The 18,349-nt window shown below is 39.9% G+C and carries 17 protein-coding genes and 1 pseudogene; 11 read left to right on the plus strand and 7 right to left on the minus strand.

Annotated features, from left to right (window positions below; genetic code table 11):
• Nucleotides 1-132: 132 nt before the first annotated feature.
• Nucleotides 133-1,338, plus strand: a complete 1,206-nt coding sequence (locus MHH57_RS11485) for an MFS transporter (RefSeq protein WP_342435101.1) — start codon at nt 133-135, stop codon at nt 1,336-1,338.
• A 52-nt stretch (nt 1,339-1,390) separates the two neighbouring features.
• Here MHH57_RS11485 and MHH57_RS11490 read toward each other — a convergent pair whose 3' ends face one another.
• Nucleotides 1,391-1,558, minus strand: coding sequence for a hypothetical protein (locus MHH57_RS11490; protein WP_203055978.1), 168 nt, complete (start codon nt 1,556-1,558; stop codon nt 1,391-1,393).
• A 259-nt stretch (nt 1,559-1,817) separates the two neighbouring features.
• Nucleotides 1,818-2,039 (minus strand): helix-turn-helix transcriptional regulator, encoded by a 222-nt coding sequence (locus MHH57_RS11495; RefSeq protein WP_305954128.1) that lies wholly within the window; start codon nt 2,037-2,039, stop codon nt 1,818-1,820.
• A 111-nt stretch (nt 2,040-2,150) separates the two neighbouring features.
• Between MHH57_RS11495 and MHH57_RS11500 the strand changes: the two genes are divergently transcribed.
• The gene (locus MHH57_RS11500; RefSeq protein ID WP_312887715.1) at nt 2,151-2,333 is read left to right on the plus strand and encodes a DUF6809 family protein; all 183 of its coding nucleotides are present in this window, start codon (nt 2,151-2,153) and stop codon (nt 2,331-2,333) included.
• A gap of 184 nt (nt 2,334-2,517) precedes the next feature.
• On the opposite strand, the gene MHH57_RS11505 is transcribed toward MHH57_RS11500, so the two are convergent.
• Nucleotides 2,518-2,736, minus strand: a complete 219-nt coding sequence (locus MHH57_RS11505; protein ID WP_029515066.1) for a helix-turn-helix transcriptional regulator — start codon at nt 2,734-2,736, stop codon at nt 2,518-2,520.
• Nucleotides 2,737-3,334: 598 nt separating this feature from the next.
• Here MHH57_RS11505 and MHH57_RS11510 point away from each other — a divergent pair.
• The 3 genes from MHH57_RS11510 (at nt 3,335) to MHH57_RS11520 (ending at nt 6,180) form a co-directional block, all read left to right on the plus strand.
• Nucleotides 3,335-3,775 carry a hypothetical protein gene (locus MHH57_RS11510; RefSeq protein ID WP_155271725.1) on the plus strand — a complete coding sequence of 147 codons (441 nt, stop codon included), beginning with the start codon at nt 3,335-3,337 and terminating at the stop codon, nt 3,773-3,775.
• Between the two features lie 515 nt (nt 3,776-4,290).
• Nucleotides 4,291-4,851, plus strand: coding sequence for a MarR family transcriptional regulator (locus tag MHH57_RS11515; RefSeq protein WP_029515063.1), 561 nt, complete (start codon nt 4,291-4,293; stop codon nt 4,849-4,851).
• A 54-nt stretch (nt 4,852-4,905) separates the two neighbouring features.
• Nucleotides 4,906-6,180: an acyl-CoA thioesterase/bile acid-CoA:amino acid N-acyltransferase family protein gene (locus MHH57_RS11520; protein WP_342435102.1), complete on the plus strand. Its 1,275-nt coding sequence runs from the start codon at nt 4,906-4,908 to the stop codon at nt 6,178-6,180.
• A gap of 274 nt (nt 6,181-6,454) precedes the next feature.
• Here the strand turns inward: MHH57_RS11520 and MHH57_RS11525 are convergent, their stop codons facing one another.
• Nucleotides 6,455-7,204 carry a class I SAM-dependent methyltransferase gene (locus MHH57_RS11525; protein ID WP_245231688.1) on the minus strand — a complete coding sequence of 250 codons (750 nt, stop codon included), beginning with the start codon at nt 7,202-7,204 and terminating at the stop codon, nt 6,455-6,457.
• Between the two features lie 379 nt (nt 7,205-7,583).
• Between MHH57_RS11525 and MHH57_RS11530 the strand changes: the two genes are divergently transcribed.
• Nucleotides 7,584-7,904: a hypothetical protein gene (locus MHH57_RS11530; RefSeq protein WP_245231689.1), complete on the plus strand. Its 321-nt coding sequence runs from the start codon at nt 7,584-7,586 to the stop codon at nt 7,902-7,904.
• A gap of 83 nt (nt 7,905-7,987) precedes the next feature.
• Entirely contained in the window at nt 7,988-8,263 is a 276-nt protein-coding gene (locus tag MHH57_RS11535; RefSeq protein ID WP_069011171.1) for a hypothetical protein, read from the plus strand.
• A gap of 578 nt (nt 8,264-8,841) precedes the next feature.
• Here the strand turns inward: MHH57_RS11535 and MHH57_RS11540 are convergent.
• Nucleotides 8,842-9,075: a hypothetical protein gene (locus MHH57_RS11540; protein ID WP_069011169.1), complete on the minus strand. Its 234-nt coding sequence runs from the start codon at nt 9,073-9,075 to the stop codon at nt 8,842-8,844.
• A gap of 590 nt (nt 9,076-9,665) precedes the next feature.
• On the opposite strand from MHH57_RS11540, the gene MHH57_RS11545 reads away from it, so the two are divergent.
• A complete protein-coding gene (locus MHH57_RS11545; RefSeq protein ID WP_069011167.1) occupies nt 9,666-11,561 on the plus strand; it encodes a carbohydrate-binding protein in 1,896 nt (631 codons plus the stop codon).
• A 67-nt stretch (nt 11,562-11,628) separates the two neighbouring features.
• Complete coding sequence (locus MHH57_RS11550; protein WP_340885303.1) at nt 11,629-13,656, plus strand: family 43 glycosylhydrolase; 2,028 nt, start codon at nt 11,629-11,631, stop codon at nt 13,654-13,656.
• A gap of 336 nt (nt 13,657-13,992) precedes the next feature.
• On the opposite strand, the gene MHH57_RS11555 is transcribed toward MHH57_RS11550, so the two are convergent.
• The gene (locus MHH57_RS11555) at nt 13,993-15,105 is read right to left on the minus strand and encodes an alpha/beta hydrolase (RefSeq protein WP_069011161.1); all 1,113 of its coding nucleotides are present in this window, start codon (nt 15,103-15,105) and stop codon (nt 13,993-13,995) included.
• A gap of 146 nt (nt 15,106-15,251) precedes the next feature.
• On the opposite strand from MHH57_RS11555, the gene MHH57_RS11560 reads away from it, so the two are divergent.
• Nucleotides 15,252-15,827, plus strand: a complete 576-nt coding sequence (locus tag MHH57_RS11560; RefSeq protein WP_069011159.1) for a TetR/AcrR family transcriptional regulator — start codon at nt 15,252-15,254, stop codon at nt 15,825-15,827.
• Between the two features lie 169 nt (nt 15,828-15,996).
• On the opposite strand, the pseudogene MHH57_RS11565 reads toward MHH57_RS11560, so the two are convergent.
• Nucleotides 15,997-16,397: pseudogene (locus MHH57_RS11565) on the minus strand (MBL fold metallo-hydrolase); the annotation flags it as partial.
• Nucleotides 16,398-16,825: 428 nt separating this feature from the next.
• On the opposite strand from MHH57_RS11565, the gene MHH57_RS11570 reads away from it, so the two are divergent.
• Nucleotides 16,826-18,328, plus strand: coding sequence for a dienelactone hydrolase (locus MHH57_RS11570; RefSeq protein ID WP_069011157.1), 1,503 nt, complete (start codon nt 16,826-16,828; stop codon nt 18,326-18,328).
• Nucleotides 18,329-18,349 lie beyond the last annotated feature (21 nt).

Genomic DNA, 18,349 nt, shown 5'->3' on the forward strand with positions numbered 1-18,349 from the left:
AAGACAGAGAGGTATCTTTAAAATGTGGATTGATCGATCCATAAGTAAAATAAAAGGAGAGCAAATCTTTGGCATATATGCTTGATTTTTCGCTTGAACTTGTTTTGAAATCGATTTTAAGGAGCTGCGCTAATGTCCAGCAATAACTCTTCTACTACTGTAAAGATTGCTTCTTCCGCCTCCTCTGAGCGCTTTCCCTGGCTTGGTCTGCTTGCTTTGGCTATGACAGGATTCATCTGTATTATGACGGAAACGATTCCGGCTGGTTTGCTTCCGCAAATAAGCAAGGGACTTTATATTTCAGAGGCAATGGCGGGTCAACTGGTCACTGTCTATGCCATCGGTTCCCTAGTGGCTGCCATCCCTGTAGCTATAGTTACCCGCCAATGGCGGAGGCGTCCGCTGTTACTTCTGGCTATTTGCGGGTTCCTGGTTTTTAACAGTGTCACCGCGATTTCTTCCAGCTACATACTGACGCTGGCTGCCCGTCTACTGGCAGGAGTTTCGGCTGGAGTTCTATGGGGGATGATCGGCGGTTACGCTCTCCGCATGGTATCTGCTACATTGAAGGGGAGGGGGATGGCCGTTGCCATGGTTGGAATGCCGATCGCCTTGGCTATTGGTGTCCCAGCGGGGACGTTTCTGGGGAACCTTATGGGTTGGCGTTCTGTTTTTGGAATTATGTCACTACTGACAGTTATACTGATCGCGTGGGTGCTTTGGAAGGTGCCGGACTATCCGGGACAGTCCTCCGATAAGCAAGCTTCGATCTATGCAGTCTTCCTTACACCGGGGATTCGGCCCATACTATTGGTTGTACTGACCTGGATGACAGCCCATAATATTCTCTATACTTATATTGCTCCATTTCTTGCGGCCAATGGGATGGGTGAGAGAGTGGGTCTGGCTCTGTCTTTCTTTGGCATTGCTGCTCTCGTAGGTATATGGATAACTGGCGTATTCATCGACCGTTGGCTGCGTAAGCTTGTCTTGATTAGTCTTATTTCCTTCGTCTTAATTTCTATTGCCATGAGCTTTAGCAACTCCAATGCCCTTATGATCTATATCATTGTTACGGTATGGGGGTTAACTTTCGGCGGTGCAGCAACGCTGTTGCAAACGGCGCTTGCTCAGGCTGCAGGGGAGAGCAAAGTGGATATGGTTATGCCGATTAACACGACCGTATGGAATCTGGCTATCGCCGGCGGCGGGATGGCTGGGGGTATTTTACTCGAAACTTTTGGTGCGGGATCATTTTCATGGGCATTATTCATACTCTTATTCCTTGCGCTTCTCGTGGCTTGGGGTGGCAAAAAGTATTCGTTCCCTCCACACTAACCTAGTAATTAGTGAAGGTTTTTTAAAAATTTTCTTGTTATGACTTCTAACTTTAATGCACAGAAGATGCTGTCCCAAGGGCAGTTGCTATAAAATAAAGCGCATTGTCCAAGCCGATGTTGTCGACAGGGCAATGCTCCTTGTGTTTGCATTCGAACATACGATAAAAATGAAGTGCATTCCGCACCAGACTGGTAGCCTGTAAGTTCGACTTCACCATCCTTCAGAACTAGGAGCAAATGATGCTCTGTGTCTGCGAACGGCTTGTCGCCTAAGGAAAGTTGGGTAGGTACATAGATATATTATGATGGTCCCTCCGCGCTCCTTCGTAAAGCCAATAAAATGACCCATACTCTTGGTGTAAAACTGATTACGGTGGATGGGAAATCTACAATAAAAGAGAATTTTACGTTGGTTGAAAAACATTTATTGAAATAATGCACAATTAGATTAAGACTAATATTTATTTCTTAGAAATGTTATCCCGCCGGGTAGGGCTTTATTTGGTTTGTTCTATTTAGTAAATAGTCTGTGCTTGTATGGTGGAAATTAGCTAGTCTAATTAAAATCTCCGTTGGAATGTCTATTTCCCCACGTTCATAATTGCTGTATATCCGCTGGCTACAATTCAGATAATCGGCCATTTGAGTTTGAGTCAAATCCTTATCTTCACGTAAATCTCGAATCCGTTGATACATCATATTCACCTCGAACTAAGAATATCTTAGCGAAATAATCGCTATTGATTTTTAGCGAATAATTCGCTAAAATTAGTCAGAGGGTTAATAATACATATCATGAAGGAGTAGAACATGAGTATCTTGGAGAACTTTTATTACGGAAAATGTAACCCAAGTGAACGAATCAAATCGAAAGACACTGAGTTTGAACTGGTCTCTCAGAGAATAGCCGATGCTGAGGAAGCCCTCAAAACAAAATTGCCAGAACAAGATTACAAATTAATTGAAGACTTTCGGATTTACAAGATGTTTTAATTTCCTTATTGTCCGCTTCGGCTTATATTGAGGGTTATAAAATGGGGGCACTAATAATGATTGAAGTATTTGACGGGAAAGAAGAGTTGAAATAGGTAGTTCAGAAGATTGTAGGGGGCGATTATAAAAAAATAAAAAAGGTAGCTCCTTTATGAGGAGTTACCTTTTTTATTTCTAAAAGTAGCTAGCCTGCGGGATAAGGTTTTTTTTGTTTCGTTCTGTTTAACAAGTAGTCTGTGCTTGTGTTATGGAAATCAGCTAGTTTGATTAGAATCCTTGTAGGAATATCAACATCGCCGCGTTCGTAATTGCTATAAATTCGTTGACTGCAATTCAAATATTCAGCCATTTGGGATTGAGTCAAATCTCTATCTTCACGCAAATCTCGGATCCTTTGGTACATCTTCTCACCTCCAAACCTAGAATATCCCAGCGAAATAATCGCTATTTATTTTTAGCGAATATTTCGCTATTTAGTCAGAGGATTTCATTTAGGTTTAGAGCATGAAGGGAACAAACGTATGTGCATCCATTTATTGTTTGAAGTATATGATTTTGAGACTCAATATTTTTACCAAATATGCGCACCCACCGTTTCTTACTGCGCTTGCTTCTGTAGACATGATTTATGTTCCCTAATTTGGTTTGTTGAAAAATCAAAAGGCCGGCACATTGGCCGACCTGGTTCACCGAGGCTCGAAAGCGGCGGGGTGTTCCTTATTTAATTTTCCATGATATAAATATATCATGCTAAAAGTCTAACGAACGGCCATCATTCGGTCAAAAGTTATTTAATAAACAGTCTCTTTTCACAGGTTATAATAACCATTTATTGTCCAAATACTATGAATAGATATTATTACAGGAAAAATCATCTACTATATTCCTCTATTTTACAAATATATATAATTCATGTTAGTATATTGAAGAAAAATACCAAATATATGAAGAGAGTTGCCAACACCGTAGAATCTTCTATAACTTCAGAGACTAAGATAGACTTGGAAAATGGAATTGTTGATGAAAGAGTAGAGCAAGAATTAAGACAAGTTGATTATGATGACCTTTTCAAAACTGTAGGCACTAATCTTGGAATGGTCGATACTCAACGTCCATCTGGGGAAGTAAGTACACAAGGCTGGAGATCAAAGTTCGCAAAGGAAGTAGCGTTAGAATTAATTTCTAAACTGAAAAATATTGGATCACGTGCTTGGAATGAACAGATAAAAATTTATGTAGATAAGATACCACTTTTGACCGACGGTGCAAAAGAAACTTTGAAATATTATCTTGGTTATCAAGTAATAATGCAAGCTTTGGATATCATGGTAGATTTCACAGGCACAGCAGAGGACGGTCTTGCTTACGCCTTAAAATATGTTGGGTTGCCTGCGTGGTTGGCCGAACCCGCATCCAGAGCTATTGTCTTCTTCTTGCTGTAAAATCGGAAAAAAGGGGGACTAAACGTGTACATACTCGCATTGATTATACTTATTACTACAGGTTTGGTATCCATAGCTGATATTTTGTTTGATATAAAAGATTCCGGTGAAGGAATCAGGTTGATGGTTAAAACTTCACAGGCTCTATTCTTTTTATCATTGTTGTTTTTTACAGTAAAAAGCGGTACCAAGAAAAGAGACTGAACTCGTCACACACAGAAAAAGGGTGGAGTTGATAAACTATATCAACTCCACCCTTTTTAGTTATTCGTCGTACGTGTTGATATAATCGCTCCTTCTCCTGGCTTAGCAAACAACTTCACTTCCGCAAGGCAAAAGACGTGACCGGGCTGATCATTCATAACGACTAGGAATTCCAGATACACAATAACAATTATTTATTTAATGTATGCAATTTACAAATGGTATTATTGTCACCATGTTGACGATAACACAAAATGCTGTTATTGTAATTATAGTCAGTATGGTGACAATAAAAAGAAAAGGATATATTTATGGAATATTCTAAAGCGCTTAGAGAGTTATATATAATGCAACAAACTTACGCTACTTTTTTTTCCGTTACTAATAAGTTGCAAATACAAGGCGACAACTATTTTGAGAAATTAACATCACGACAGTACATGATCATGCTGGCAATAGCTCATTTGCCAGAGGATGAAACAACACTTGTTAATATTGCAAGAAAGTTAGAAACAAGCAAACAAAGCGCACAAAAGCTTATAGTCAATTTAGAGAATAAAGGATACCTAATTACGACGCCAAGCAAACGGGACAAACGTGCAATTAACGTGGAAATCACGGAATTAGGGAAAAGAGTCATGCTGGAATGTGGTGAGAAAGCAATATGCCTAATGGCAGATATTTTTAATGGATTCACAACTGAAGAATTAGAAGTGTTATGGAGTTTATTGAAAAGAATATATGGTGCTCACAACGAAGAGTACGTTGGTTTTGAGGAAGATGTAAATTATAAATTTGAAGACTTGGAAGGGTTTCAAGAAGCACAAATTCGAGCTTTAGATAGCTTTATTTTACGGAGAAAGCATTTTTAAATAATGGGAAACATTTTTCCATCAAAATTCATTGCTACTTTTGGAGGTCGCGAGATGAAATTACAAGTACAACCGAGAATTGCAATAATTGATGAAAAAATCGATTTTTGTGTCACCGGGTTACCACCAGAGGACAAAATAAAAATAACTGCATCCATGCATTTTCCTTGGGCAGTTAGTGAAAAGTATCAATCATTTGCTTGGTTTACTGCGGATTCAAACGGTAGTGTTGATTTATCGAAACAGAAACCTGATTCTGGAACTTATGATTATATAGATAGTATGGGCCTTATTGCTTCTTTACAGAAGATTAATAGTGAGGGAGGAAATATCGCTCATAATATTTCAATAGATGGTAGTCTATTTATTGACATAGTATGTGAAAATGGACAAGATCGGGAATGCATAAGTCTAGAGCGTATGTTTAAGTTACCGGAAGTGAAAAGACATCAGATTACTGATGCATTCGTGGGAGAGTTGTTTTACACTGAAAACTCAAATTATAAAACGATTGTAATATTGGGTGGGTCTGATGGTGAACTAAGTGGTCTTTCGATTTTGTCAGGACCATTGGCATCTAGAGGTTTTAATGTTTTAACCGTTGGATATTTCAATGAAAAGGGATTGCCTAAAAAGCTTGAGGAAATTCCCCTTGAATATTTTGAAAAAGTGTTCTCTTGGCTTAAAAAGAATTCATTAACACGTACTAATGAAATATATGTACATGGTACATCTAAAGGTGGAGAATTGGCGTTACTTTTGGCGTCACGATATAAATTCATTTCTAAAGTTGTGGCTTCTGCACCTCATGCATATTGTTTTCAAGCGTTGGATGGTTTGATGAGTGGTAAAAATGTTTCATCATGGTCGTATGAAGGGAGATCATTACCATTTATACCAATTGATAATGAAATTTTTTACGACCATCAGCGTCATTGCTTAGAAAAAAATATACCTTTTGGTTTTACTACTACATATAAAAAAAGTGTGGAAAGGGCAAGAAATAAAGAGGAGGCTCGAATAAAAATAGAGAATGCAAATGCGAATTTATTGCTAATTGCAGGTCATCAAGATAATATTTGGAATACTCACGAGGGATGTGTAGAAATAATGAGTATTTTGAAAAAAAACAATTATAAATACAAATACAATCTTTTAGACTATAAGGATTTAGGTCACTCATTACCAATACCATTTATTATACCTTTAAGCGAAACATTGAACTTAAAAATGGGTGGAGGCGTTTTTACTTGTGGTGGTACTTTAAAAGGAAATTCTTTTGGTCAATCAGATTCTTGGCAGAAAACAATAGAATTTTTTATGAATTAGGGCGTGTCTTCAAACTCAGGCAAGCCAAACAATAATGGTTGCCAAGGCAAAAAAAGACTTGAATGTACACGCCATTTTACATAGTGAGTCGCCAGACGACGATAAATTCTTTACTTTATTAAAGAGCATTCCACCAAATAACGTTTTTTTGTAAACGATCTTATCATATTTTAGGATGACTCGGCGATTTTTTTCGGGAATCACTGGAATAGCCTGTTGTTCCTTCAAAAACATGCGAATGGCATGGATATCTTACGCGCGGTCGTCAATCGTATTAGGCTCCATGTTTTTTTCGACAAACACTAATGATGGAAGGAGATAAAGGAGTGAAAGGTGTTTTATCCCAGTCCGAATATTGATTTTCGAAAAAAAAGCCGCGGCTCGTTAATAAACGCTGAAGCGTGTCATTATCAGTAAAGCGACATGCAATTCGAGAAGTTGTTTTCTCCGATCCCCAATCACGGAACGTGACCCAGTGCATGATCTGGCTACTTGAATCATACGACTGTGTCCCAGATACCTTGACTTTAATTCCATCCTTATCGATAAATTTTCCCCAGATGCTTTCCTCTTGGTTGGATAAATCGGTTCCAAAGGGGTTTCGTGTTTCAAAAACAAACACCCCATTTGGCTCTAGGTGCTTGTAGACAGTTTCGAGTAAGGCTCGTTGATCCTCGTCGCTCAAAAATGCCTGGAATGCATTTCCTGTCAGATAAATCATGGAAAAACGCTTTTCGGATTCGAATGTACGAGCATCAGCTTCAATAAAATCCACAGGCAAACCTTGAGCTTTAACTCGCGCATATTCAAGCATCGATGAAGAAATATCAACACCTGTTATATGTATCCCCGATTTTGATAAATGAATGGTTGTCAATCCTGTACCACATGCAAGTTCCAAAACTTCGCCTGGGTTCAATCTAGCAATATCAAGATAGAAATTATATTTATTAATCTCGTCGCCAAATTCAAGATCATAATTAATCGGGTCTCGATACTCTTCAAGATTATCGTGATCTATCAATATAAATCATCCCTTCACTACAATACGATTTCTTTAAATCGTCCTTCATCATACCATACATTTCTGGGTATTGATATAAATGGAAACCGTGTTGAAGTTTTATGAAAACGGACTGACGCACCAGCACTTTTAAAATAAAAAAGCCGCTAATTTAGCGGATCGGATGAGACAATCGTTTCGTCTTTTCATTTGAAAATAAATTTTACCATCACCTTGACTGAAATCATAGTTTTATAGTTTGAAGACATACTCTAGTATAAGAGCCGCAAGGTTCGATACCGATTTAACATCAATAGAAAGGATGACCTACTGAGGGATGCCATAACCTAATTAAAAAGCGCTGATTTGCGTATACGTGATGTTAAGGGAGAACTTTATATTGAAGAACGATAAAGGGGCAGCGTTTAAAATGGAAAAAATAATGGATGTTAGTATAACTTTTGAGTCAAAAGATGAAGGTACAATTTTAGTAGGAACAAACAAAGGATTAGACCATTTAACCTACCCAGAAATAAAAAAAATCATAGGTGATAAAATTCTTATTAAAAATGCAGATCAAATTGAGACGGTATTAAGCGTTAGCTCTGTTCAAATTTCAACCTCAATGGCTGAAAGGAAAAATATTGGAATATGCATTGGCAAGTTAGCATCTCCTGATCTTGTTCAAGTTGGGGCAAGTATTTACAGTTTGGAACATTAATTAATATCAGTTTAAAGGTGGAATAAAATGAATATATTAAAAAAATTGAAGAAGGAAAATGTTCAATAGATGAGTTAGAAAATTTGCTAGAAGAAAAGAACCCCATAGTTTTATATCATGCAATGACACATATCGGAAAAGAAGGTATTCGTACAGAGGAAATATTTAAAAAATTAAATGGATTATCTTTAAAAAGGGAACATCAAGATAAGCTGATAGGTCATTATAAAGTAGGAGACTTAGCAATAGCTACTATGATAAAACTTGGAGAAAAAGAAGATGAGATGACTGGGTTTAAGATATTAGACGAATTTGAAAAAAAGATGGTTTTCCGTTTATTTGAAGAAATCGAATGGTAATGCCTCCTGTTCGTCTGAATGCACTTAATTCAAAACTTATTTCACCTCGAACCATGAGGAGAAATAAGTTTTTTTCATATCTAATGGAGGTGGACCAAATGAATAGAATACTTATTCAAGCTGTAGAGCGTTTGTATTCAATTCATTTTGAAAGTTTAGGTGTGTTGTTGAGGTCCAGAAGGCAAAAAGCAAACATCGTAGGTTTAGACAGGTAAAGACAATCGTTATCGATGCTAGTGCGCTTGGACTCCGTAACAATCCGTTTAATATTAAACCCAATTTCATTGAACACCTAAATATCCTTGATCTAAAAATGTTAGTGAAAACAGTTTGGCTTGGATCGTTGAATATGGTTACTGTTACGCATATCCGCGACTAAAAGAAAAGGATCGGGCATTAATGAGAGGGGATAAATGTTATTTATAGATTGAAGTTTGAATTGTAAGATAACTCATGATTGATGGCTATTCTGGTTAGAACTAGTCGCATAAAATGGCATGAATATAAGCTTCGCAACAGCCTGGAATTATTAGCATACTCCACAAGTTGCAAAGCTGTCGCCCAATTTGAACGGTCTGTTAAAGGACAGAAGCCGACACTTCTTGTTGTCGATCTTGGCATTTCCCCCCGGCAACGATTAGAATCGCATGCTTTGCTCTCCCCGGAAGGATAAAGCCTTGGCGAACCATGCAGGAATGATGCCCAATAGTATCGACCACTTGTTCCAAAGTGGCGTTTATGGTATTATATTCCTGGATATCGTTTTCCCGACTGTGTAGCCTAAAATTCGCTTCAACGCTTACTAACGACATAATATTCCTTTGTAATTATGTAAAAGCTTTCAAGTTCAACTCTAAAGTTAAAGTTTTCAATCGGTACGTGTAATGAAAAAGAAGGGAGGGGAATTTGGGAATACGATCGGTAGTTCGTTAATATACAGGGTTGCCTATGAACCAGACACTATATTTGAGCACCTTGAACTTTGGGGATTGACATTTGAGCACAAACAGCTCGAAGAGCACCATCTTGCATGAAGACGACTGTTATGGCTTGCCATCGGTGAATTAAGGCGCTGATATCCAAAAGAATGCCTGGAACCCGTGCAACGCAGTTTGCTGTATGTACCGTAACCAAGGTAATTATAAAAAGCTATTAACTGAAATTTATTGGGCGAAAATAAAAATGATGAACTGGCTAATTCGGCTTGATTCGAGTCCCCACTGTAAAAATGAAAGCGGTTACAAATTTAGAGGGGAGGCTATAATATCTGCTGAAAATGTTACAAGTCCAAGTTTCGGAGCACCAACCTTCAAATAGGATACAAAATTACTAATTAAATCTATGCATAGGCAATTTGTAAACTTTTAATAGACATAATATATAAAAATGGAGGAATATGTTTATGATTAAAAAATTTTCGGTGTTTTTATTAGCTTTTACATTATTGCTGAGTTGTTTACCAATGGTACCTGTACATGCTGCTAACAATGCAATTGCAAAGCTTCCAGGGAATTCGAATCCTCTTATGGACCATAAATTGGGCGCTGATCCCTATGCGTTGGTCTATGATGGAAGAGTCTATATCTATATGTCCAGCGATACGTATGTGTATAACAATGACGGCTCGATTAAAGACAATGACTTCAGCGGACTGGATCGCATCCAGGTCATCTCTTCCGCGGACATGGTGAACTGGACGGATCACGGTGCCATTCCGGTTGCCGGTGCGAACAACAAGAACAACGGCAGAGGCATTGCCAAGTGGGCCGGCAACTCCTGGGCTCCGGCCATTGCGCAAAAAAAAATCAATGGCAAAGATAAATTCTTTCTCTATTTTGCCAATGGTGGAGCCGGCATTGGCGTTCTGACCGCAGACACGCCGATCGGCCCTTGGACAGACCCCCTGGGCAGAGCTCTTGTGACACATAATACGCCGGGAATGGCTGGTGTAACCTGGCTTTTTGATCCGGCTGTGCTGGTGGATGATGATGGCACAGGGTACTTGTATAGCGGCGGCGGCATTCCGAACGAATCCGATCCGGCCTCCATTGCGAATCCGAAAACCGCCAGAGTCATCAAATTGGGCGCAGATATGACCAGCGTTATTGGGAGCGCTACCACCATTGATGCCCCGTACCTGTTTGAAGATTCGGGCCTTCATAAGTATAACGGAAAGTACTACTATTCCTACTGTATCAACTTTGCCGGGACACACCCGCCACAGTACCCTGCAGGTGAAATTGGCTACATGGTCAGCGACAGCCCGGTGGGTCCCTTTACTTATAAAGGGCATTTCCTGAAAAATCCGTATACGTTCTTCGGTGTGGGCGGCAACAACCATCACGCTGTATTTAACTTTAAGAATGAATGGTATGTGGTGTACCATGCCCAGACGGTCAGCAAGGCTCAAATTGGAGCTGGGAAAGGCTATCGCTCCCCGCATATTAATAAGCTGACGCATAATGGAGATGGAAGTATCGCTGAAGTGCAGGGGAATATGACAGGAATCGCTCAGTTCTCCAATCTGAATCCGTATACCAGAGTGGAAGCAGAGACCATGGCGTGGCAAGCGGGAGTCACAACCGAGCCTACTCAAGCCAGCGGCGGTCCCATTAGTAATCTGAATGTGACAAACGTACACAATGGAGATTGGATCGCTGTAGGAAATGCCGACTTTGGTAGCGGTGGAGCCAAGACGTTTAAAGCAAACATAGCATCCAATGCAGGCGGTAAAATAGAAATACGTCTGGACAGTGCAACGGGTCCTCTGGTTGGAACTCTTAATGTCAGTTCTACTGGAGGAACACAGACCTGGAAGGAAGTCGAAACCACTGTAAGCAATGCAACAGGAGTCCACAAGGTTTTCTTAGTGTTTACCGGAACAGGGACTGGTAACTTATTTAATATTGATTACTGGCAGTTTACACCCAATACTACTGGAACAAGGGTTGAAGCTGAGGATATGACTCTCGGTGGGACTTACGCTGGGAAGATCAGTTCTCCTTTCAATGGGGTCGCTTTATACGCCAATGATGATTATAGTGCATACACTCAGTATTTTGCCAACTCTACTCATAGTATTTCAGTCAGGGGTGCTTCGAATAACTCCAGTACCGCCAGAGTAGACTTGCAAATAGGAGGAACCACAGTTGGCTCCTTTTATTTTACGGGAACTACGCCGACGGTCCAAACCTTGTCTAATATCACCCATGTAACCGGAAATCAAGAGGTCAGACTGATCGTAACCACCGATAACGGTACTTGGGATGCCTATGTGGATTATTTACAATTTAATTAACTAAAACTAAAAGCTTTTGAACCTATCAAAGATTAGGGGCGATTCTAATATGTATAGGAGGATAAGTGTGCTTTTATTAGTTTTACCATTATTCATGAGTATGATGTCCAATACTTCTGTATTTGCAGCTACTACTTTTACAAACCCGTTTATACATGCTGATTCTCCAGACAACGATGTTATCAGGGTAGGTAATACTTTTTATATGACTAGCACGACCATGCACATGAATCCTGGAGTTCCGATCATGAAATCTTATGATCTCGTCAATTGGGAAATCGTAAATTATGTTTACGATACGTATGCCAACAATGACGCACAAAATCTTAACAACGGGCAGAACGAATATGGAAAAGGCTCGTGGGCAAGCAGCCTTAGATATTATAACGGCATCTACTATGTGTCCTTTGGCTCCAATTCTACCGGCAAAACATACATCTATCAAACCAGCAATATAGAAACTGGTCCATGGACATCATCAGTGCTTGACAACTATTATCATGACGCATCGCTGCTGTTTGATAATGGACGTGTATTCTTGGTTTATGGCAGTGATAATATCAGCATTATTGAGCTTACTGCAGATGCAAAGGCTATCAAGCCAGGGGGACTTAATCAGGTGATTATTTCCGCTGCCAGTAATATTGCCGGTTCCAGCTTCATAGTCAAGGCTGAAGGCGCGCACATACAAAAGATCAAGGGAATGTACTATATATTTCTTATATGCTGGCCATCGGGAGGCAACCGCACACAATTAACCTATCGTGCAAGTAGCTTGACAGGACCCTATACAGGTCAGGTGTCATTGAATGATTCAGGTATTGCACAGGGGGGAATTGTTGATACTCCTTCTGGCTCCTGGTATGCTATGCTGTTTAAAGACAGCGGAGCAATTGGACGTATGCCGTATCTTGTTCCGGTTACATGGTTAAATAATTGGCCGGTATTCGGTGTTAACGGTAAGGTTCCTCTTACGATGGATGTTCCTGTTGAAGGTTATCCCGAAAAGAAGGTCTATGCGTCTGATGAGTTTTCATCTTCTCAAGCCTCCAGTCAGCTTATTGCAAACGGTGGATTTGAAAATGCCACCATAAGCCCGTGGACGAATAATAACACTGCATTTGTTGCAGCAACCACTACAGACTATTACATCGGCTCAAAAAGCTTGTTTGTCAGCGGTAGACAACAAACAGCTGCTGGTCCAAGACAAGTAATTACCGGAAAAGTAACAGCCGGCGGAATGTATAATTTTTCTGCAAAGGTTAAATACACTGAAGGTCCTGCCACTAAGCAATTTAATTTTGGTATTCAGAATGGTCCAAGTTACACAGGTATATCGATTCTTGGGTCCACCACGCTAACCAAGGGCCAATGGGGCACAATTCAAGGAACATATACACTTCCGGCAGATGCCGACCTCTCACAAACGTTTATTTTCATTGAGACACCCTACAGTTCAACCCCAGACCCAACAAGTGATTTGATGAATTTCTATGTGGACGATGTTTCGTTTACAGGAACCTCGTCTTCTGAAGCGACTCTTAAAAAGGAGTGGCAATGGAACCACAATCCTGACAATACTCATTGGTCCCTTACACAGCGTCCTGGATTTATGAGAATGACTACAGGGAAAGTGAGTAAAAGTATTCTGGATGCCAGAAATACGCTTACCCAAAGGACATTTGGACCGAAAAGTACAGGAATCATTGCAATGGAAACAAGCGGGATGAAGGACGGAGACTATTCCGGTCTTGCAGCTTTTCAGGCTAATTATGGATTTGTAGGCATAAAGATGAACGGGACCTCCAAATCCATTGTTATGGTGAATGCCAGCTCTGGAGCAATGACTGAAGTGGCAAGTGTCCCTTTCACCCAGAACAGAGTATATCTTAAGCTTATATGTGATTTTACAAATCAGATGGATAAAGCATATTTCTACTACAGTCTTAACGGCACAAATTGGACGGCTATAGGCAACACACTTCCGATGTCATATACAATCCCTCACTTTATGGGATACCGTTTTGCTTTGTTCAATTATGCTACTAAATCAACGGGTGGTTTTGTTGATTTTGATTATTTAAACTTGCAGTGACAAACAAGAGGGTTTGAAGCTGTGGACTTAACTCCCTGGATTTATTAGATGTTAAATAATGGAAATTAAGGGCCGATAGACATCTAAGTTCGTTTCTTGCGCTCCTTCAAGGTTCTTCGGTTCGAAAATCTAACCATGCTAGGCCGCATGAATTGAAAAGCTCAGAGGAAATTACGGACTTCTCCATTGAGATAACAGGGGGAAATGAATGGACTAAACCGACTCCATAATTGGAGTCGGTTTTTACTTGCCAATGGGATAACAACGATTGAAGCTATGGAACTACGATTTTTTGATGGGCATGTTGCGTATAAAAAAAATATATATTTACAGTTGTTATAGGAACTTCTTCATTTCATTAAATGCTAACTCCCTGTGACCTGCTTGGCAGTGTTGCTCGCCACCTGTTTCTTTAGTAAATACTTTGGTTGTAATGGACGCAGCATTGATTAATTCTTGTTGGATTTGTGCGAGTCGGCTAATAGGTACGTATTGATCATCTTCTCCAGCTAGTAAAAGAACATCTTGATTAATGAATGCCCCAATGCCGTGCATCGTGTGCTTTTCGAAATTTTTAATGAGATCAAAAGGCGTTGCTTCACCGGTGTTTTCCATCCCTTTGGTAATCTTCCAATGCAAATCAATATTGTGAGTCATCATCTGTTCGAATAATGAATTCACTTGATCTACTTCATTACGTTCGACTAGCTGCACTATGCTTTGGTAAGTTTCTTCTGGCATTCCCATTTTTAAGGCATCTAAACCACAATAGAAAATGTTAAAAGCAACTACTTTATCGATTCTCTTTTCGAAGGCTGCCGCACGCATAGCTAAATATCCTCCCCAAGAAGCACCTACGAGACTTGCACGATCTAGTTTGAAATAATCAATCACCGTTGATATGGGCTTTTCCCAGTTGTGAATGAATTTTAGGCCGTTTTTTAATGCAGTTCCTTGGCCTGGACCATCAAATACAATAATATTGTAATTAATTCCCTTCATGAATTTCATCATTTTAAGCATCTCTTCCATGTAAGAATCATACCCACCAAAGACAAGTAATGTTTTCGTAGCTCCAGGCGTCAACAATTTTACAGCAGGAAGATAGGAATCTTCATATGGAATTTGGTAGGATTCATAATCAAAATCATGAAAGCCTTTATAGAAGGTATCTCTATATTTTCGATACATTTTTTCTTTATTGGGGTCTGTGGTTGCAAGATAAAATTCTGCAGCTTGATAGTAGACTGAGGCTAAGTCATAGTCCTTGCTGTCTTCGCGTTCCCTTGCAAAATTGAGCCAAGCTTCATACCAGCTATGGGTGTCTTTTAATTTCGGAATCATTTTTTCTAAGTCAGCTTGTGCTCGATCATCTTCTTGATAATAATCATTGATAAAACGATTAATTTGAAGATTGAACTGTTCGTTATGGACATAGGATTTAAACATATATTGTCCTCCTTCAATTTGGGTATGTGCTTACTATAGAGTATAGTTACTACATAAAAAATAATTAGTATCGCATAATCTGTAAGATATCTTACACGGTATATATGAAGTGTTCGAAAACTTACACATAAGGAGCAAGTGGTTAAATGAATGAAGATATCAGAATTTATAAAACAAAAATAGCTATTGAGCGAGCTTTCATTGAATTACTCCAACAACATGATTTTAAAGATATTACGATCAAAAAAATTTGTGATCAATCCCTTATCGGACGTTCTACGTTTTATAGTCATTATTTGGATAAGTACGACTTGCTAGAAAAGATAGTTAAACAGTATGCTTCTGATTTTAAAGTTGAAATTGAGCAGCGTTTTGATTCCATGGAAGATGGCAAGGTGGCAAACGCCATAGAACTTGTAACCGATCAAATGATTAAAAATAAGATGGAAATTTCAACATTGTTAACCGTTCATGAAATATCCGCCGATTTACGTAAAGAATTTGAACAAATTTTGTTTCGGACTTGTTTAGATTATTTAAAGCAACAGAATTCTTCAACTTCGATCGCATTGGAGTATTTAGCTGAACTATATGCTGCTAACTCAATGACGTCTATTCAGTGGGTTTTGAAAAATGGCAAAGATACTAACATCATTCTTCTTTTAGATCAAATGCAAGAATACATTTTTAATCAGTTAAAGTCTGATCTATATACAAGTTAGCACGCGTGGAGTGATGTTTTTATGACTGATAAATCATCAATGGGTTGCAGAAATAAACTTTAAAGAAGGGGTTGAAGGGAGGAAACAGTAGGAGAATTGAAGCACTGGTTCAATTCTTCTACGCTAACAACATCGTTTCACGAAAAGGTAGCTTGCTGGAACTTTAACTTTATAATCCTTGGGTAAGTCCTAATATCTGATCATTCACATGTACATTACTTAATCCCCCGTGATAACAAGCTACGGATGTAATGTCGAGATCTAAATACTTTTTCAATGAGAGACGAGCTGCACCCACATCCGGTGTGGTCGGGACATGAATCCCCCCCCAGAATCCCGTTTACACTGTACATCGAATCCCCGGCAATAAGAGTCTTACTTTGCCTTTCGAGGGATCTCAAGGTGACTATCTTTTAAAAGGGGGATCTCCCCTTGAATATACGGCTTATCCAGTTCGTGTGCATAGACTTTGATATGATTGCCACACTCCTGCAAAATCTCAGGAAGACAACCTATATGATCGACATCCTGATGCGTCAAAATCACAGCTTTTAGTTGGCCGAACGACACGTCTTAGCTGAAGCATTTTCTACTCCCTGTGAAATTTCCATAATATCGGACTTCACGAACACGAATTTTTGTCACATTGCCGTGAACTGCATCACGTACATATTCCGTATATTGTGTTTGAGTCACAGAAATTGGTTTCGAGACACCAACAAGTAAATGCAACGTTGCATCATAGGTGTACGTTGTTGGTACACCCAACACGTCAACAGCGCTTGTGATACTACCATAGTCGTTATAAGTCTGTGATGTATTAACCACATACTTATTGGTATTTCCTGATTCATCCTTGGTTTTACGAGTCTTCCAATACCGCAAGATCGAATTACAAAATTGTTAGGTTGATGTAAGGCAAATCGATAGCTTAGGCCAGCCTGGCAGGATAAGATTAGAACAAACGAAAATAGAAATTTTTTGAAAGGAGAATCGAGATGAGGCTGTTTGAACTGTTGCTTTTATTGTCAAACATCGGCTTATTTGCATTAACCGTACTATTAAAAAAAGGACGGCGTAGAATTCCAGTATTCGTTGCAAGCGGGATTGCCACACTTTTACTGGTCATTCATTGGACGGTGGAAGGATACAGAGTTCAGCTATTTTTCCCATATTGCATAACGATCATTTTTTTAGCCATTTCAGGTTATAGCTCTTTTAAAAAAACCGGCCCCAAAAAAATCCCACGATTCATGTTGGGTTCAGCTTATACCGCTATAGCAATAATGCTGGTCGCAACAGCGGGTCTCATGTATGCTTTTCCTGTATTTAAACTACCTGAACCGACAGGCGAATTTAAGGTAGGAACGCAAACTTTTCATTTCGTGGATACAAATAGGAAAGAGATTTTCGACGAAGCCAGAGAGGGTAAGAGAGAATTGATGGTTCAGGTCTGGTATCCGGCTCAAGCTAGCACCGGCAAGTACGCTCCCTTTATTCCCGATACCCAGATTTTACGTTATATGGCCGCGAACTATGGCCTTCCCGAGTTTACGTTTCAACACCTGAAGTACGTATCCAGTCATGCTTATTCGGGGGCCGAAGTCTCTTCGGCACAGACTTCGTACCCGCTGATCCTTGCGAATCCCGGCAACGGCTCTTCCAGGTTTCTTCACACGTCGCAAGCCGAAAATCTCGCGAGTCATGGATATATCGTGGCAGTGATCGACCATACCTACAATACATTTGCAACCGAGTTTCCGGACGGGCGAATCACGACCAGCACAACCAACGACTTATTCTCGCCCGACCATGATTACCAGACGAGTAGAGGAAATCGCGACAAGTTGGGAAAAGTTTTAACCGGCGATGTGGCGTTTGCGTTGGACCAATTCGAGCTCATCCAATCGGGGTTGATCCCAAGTCATCTAAAAGGGAGGATTGATCTCGGTCATGTCGGGACGTTCGGTCATTCCATCGGCGGAGCGACGGCCTATGACGCTTCTTATGATCCGCGAATCACGGCTGGAATAGACCTTGATGGAGGGCTTTATCGACTGCGTGACAGAGAGGGTCTACGAAAGCCGTTTTTGTTCATCAACTCGGAAAGCTATTTCGAAAAATTGAAAATGGTGATGGATAACCGGGTCTACACGGATGCAGAGCTTAACCGTATGGGATCAACAAGAGAGTGGGAGGATCAAGTAACGGAAGATAAAAAGTTGGAGCTTGAACGGATGCGCGAAACGGTCGACGAAGGAGGACAAGTCCTCTATATCGAAAATACGGAGCATTTGAATTTTACCGACGTACAGTTCATTTCTCCGATTTTCAAAATGCTGGGCATTACAGGAAAGATTGCGCCCGAAAGAGCGAACTCCGTTATCAATGCCTATATGCTGGATTTCTTCGATAGGTATCTGAAAAATCAAGGCGGAATCTTAATGAAAGGACCGGATAACCGCTTTCCGGAGGTGAAGTTCGTAACCTCGCTATTATAAATTACGGAACAGAGTACCGAT

Origin of the sequence: Paenibacillus sp. FSL H7-0442, from assembly GCF_038593105.1 — a bacterium.
GTDB classification, from domain to species: domain Bacteria; phylum Bacillota; class Bacilli; order Paenibacillales; family Paenibacillaceae; genus Paenibacillus; species Paenibacillus polymyxa_D.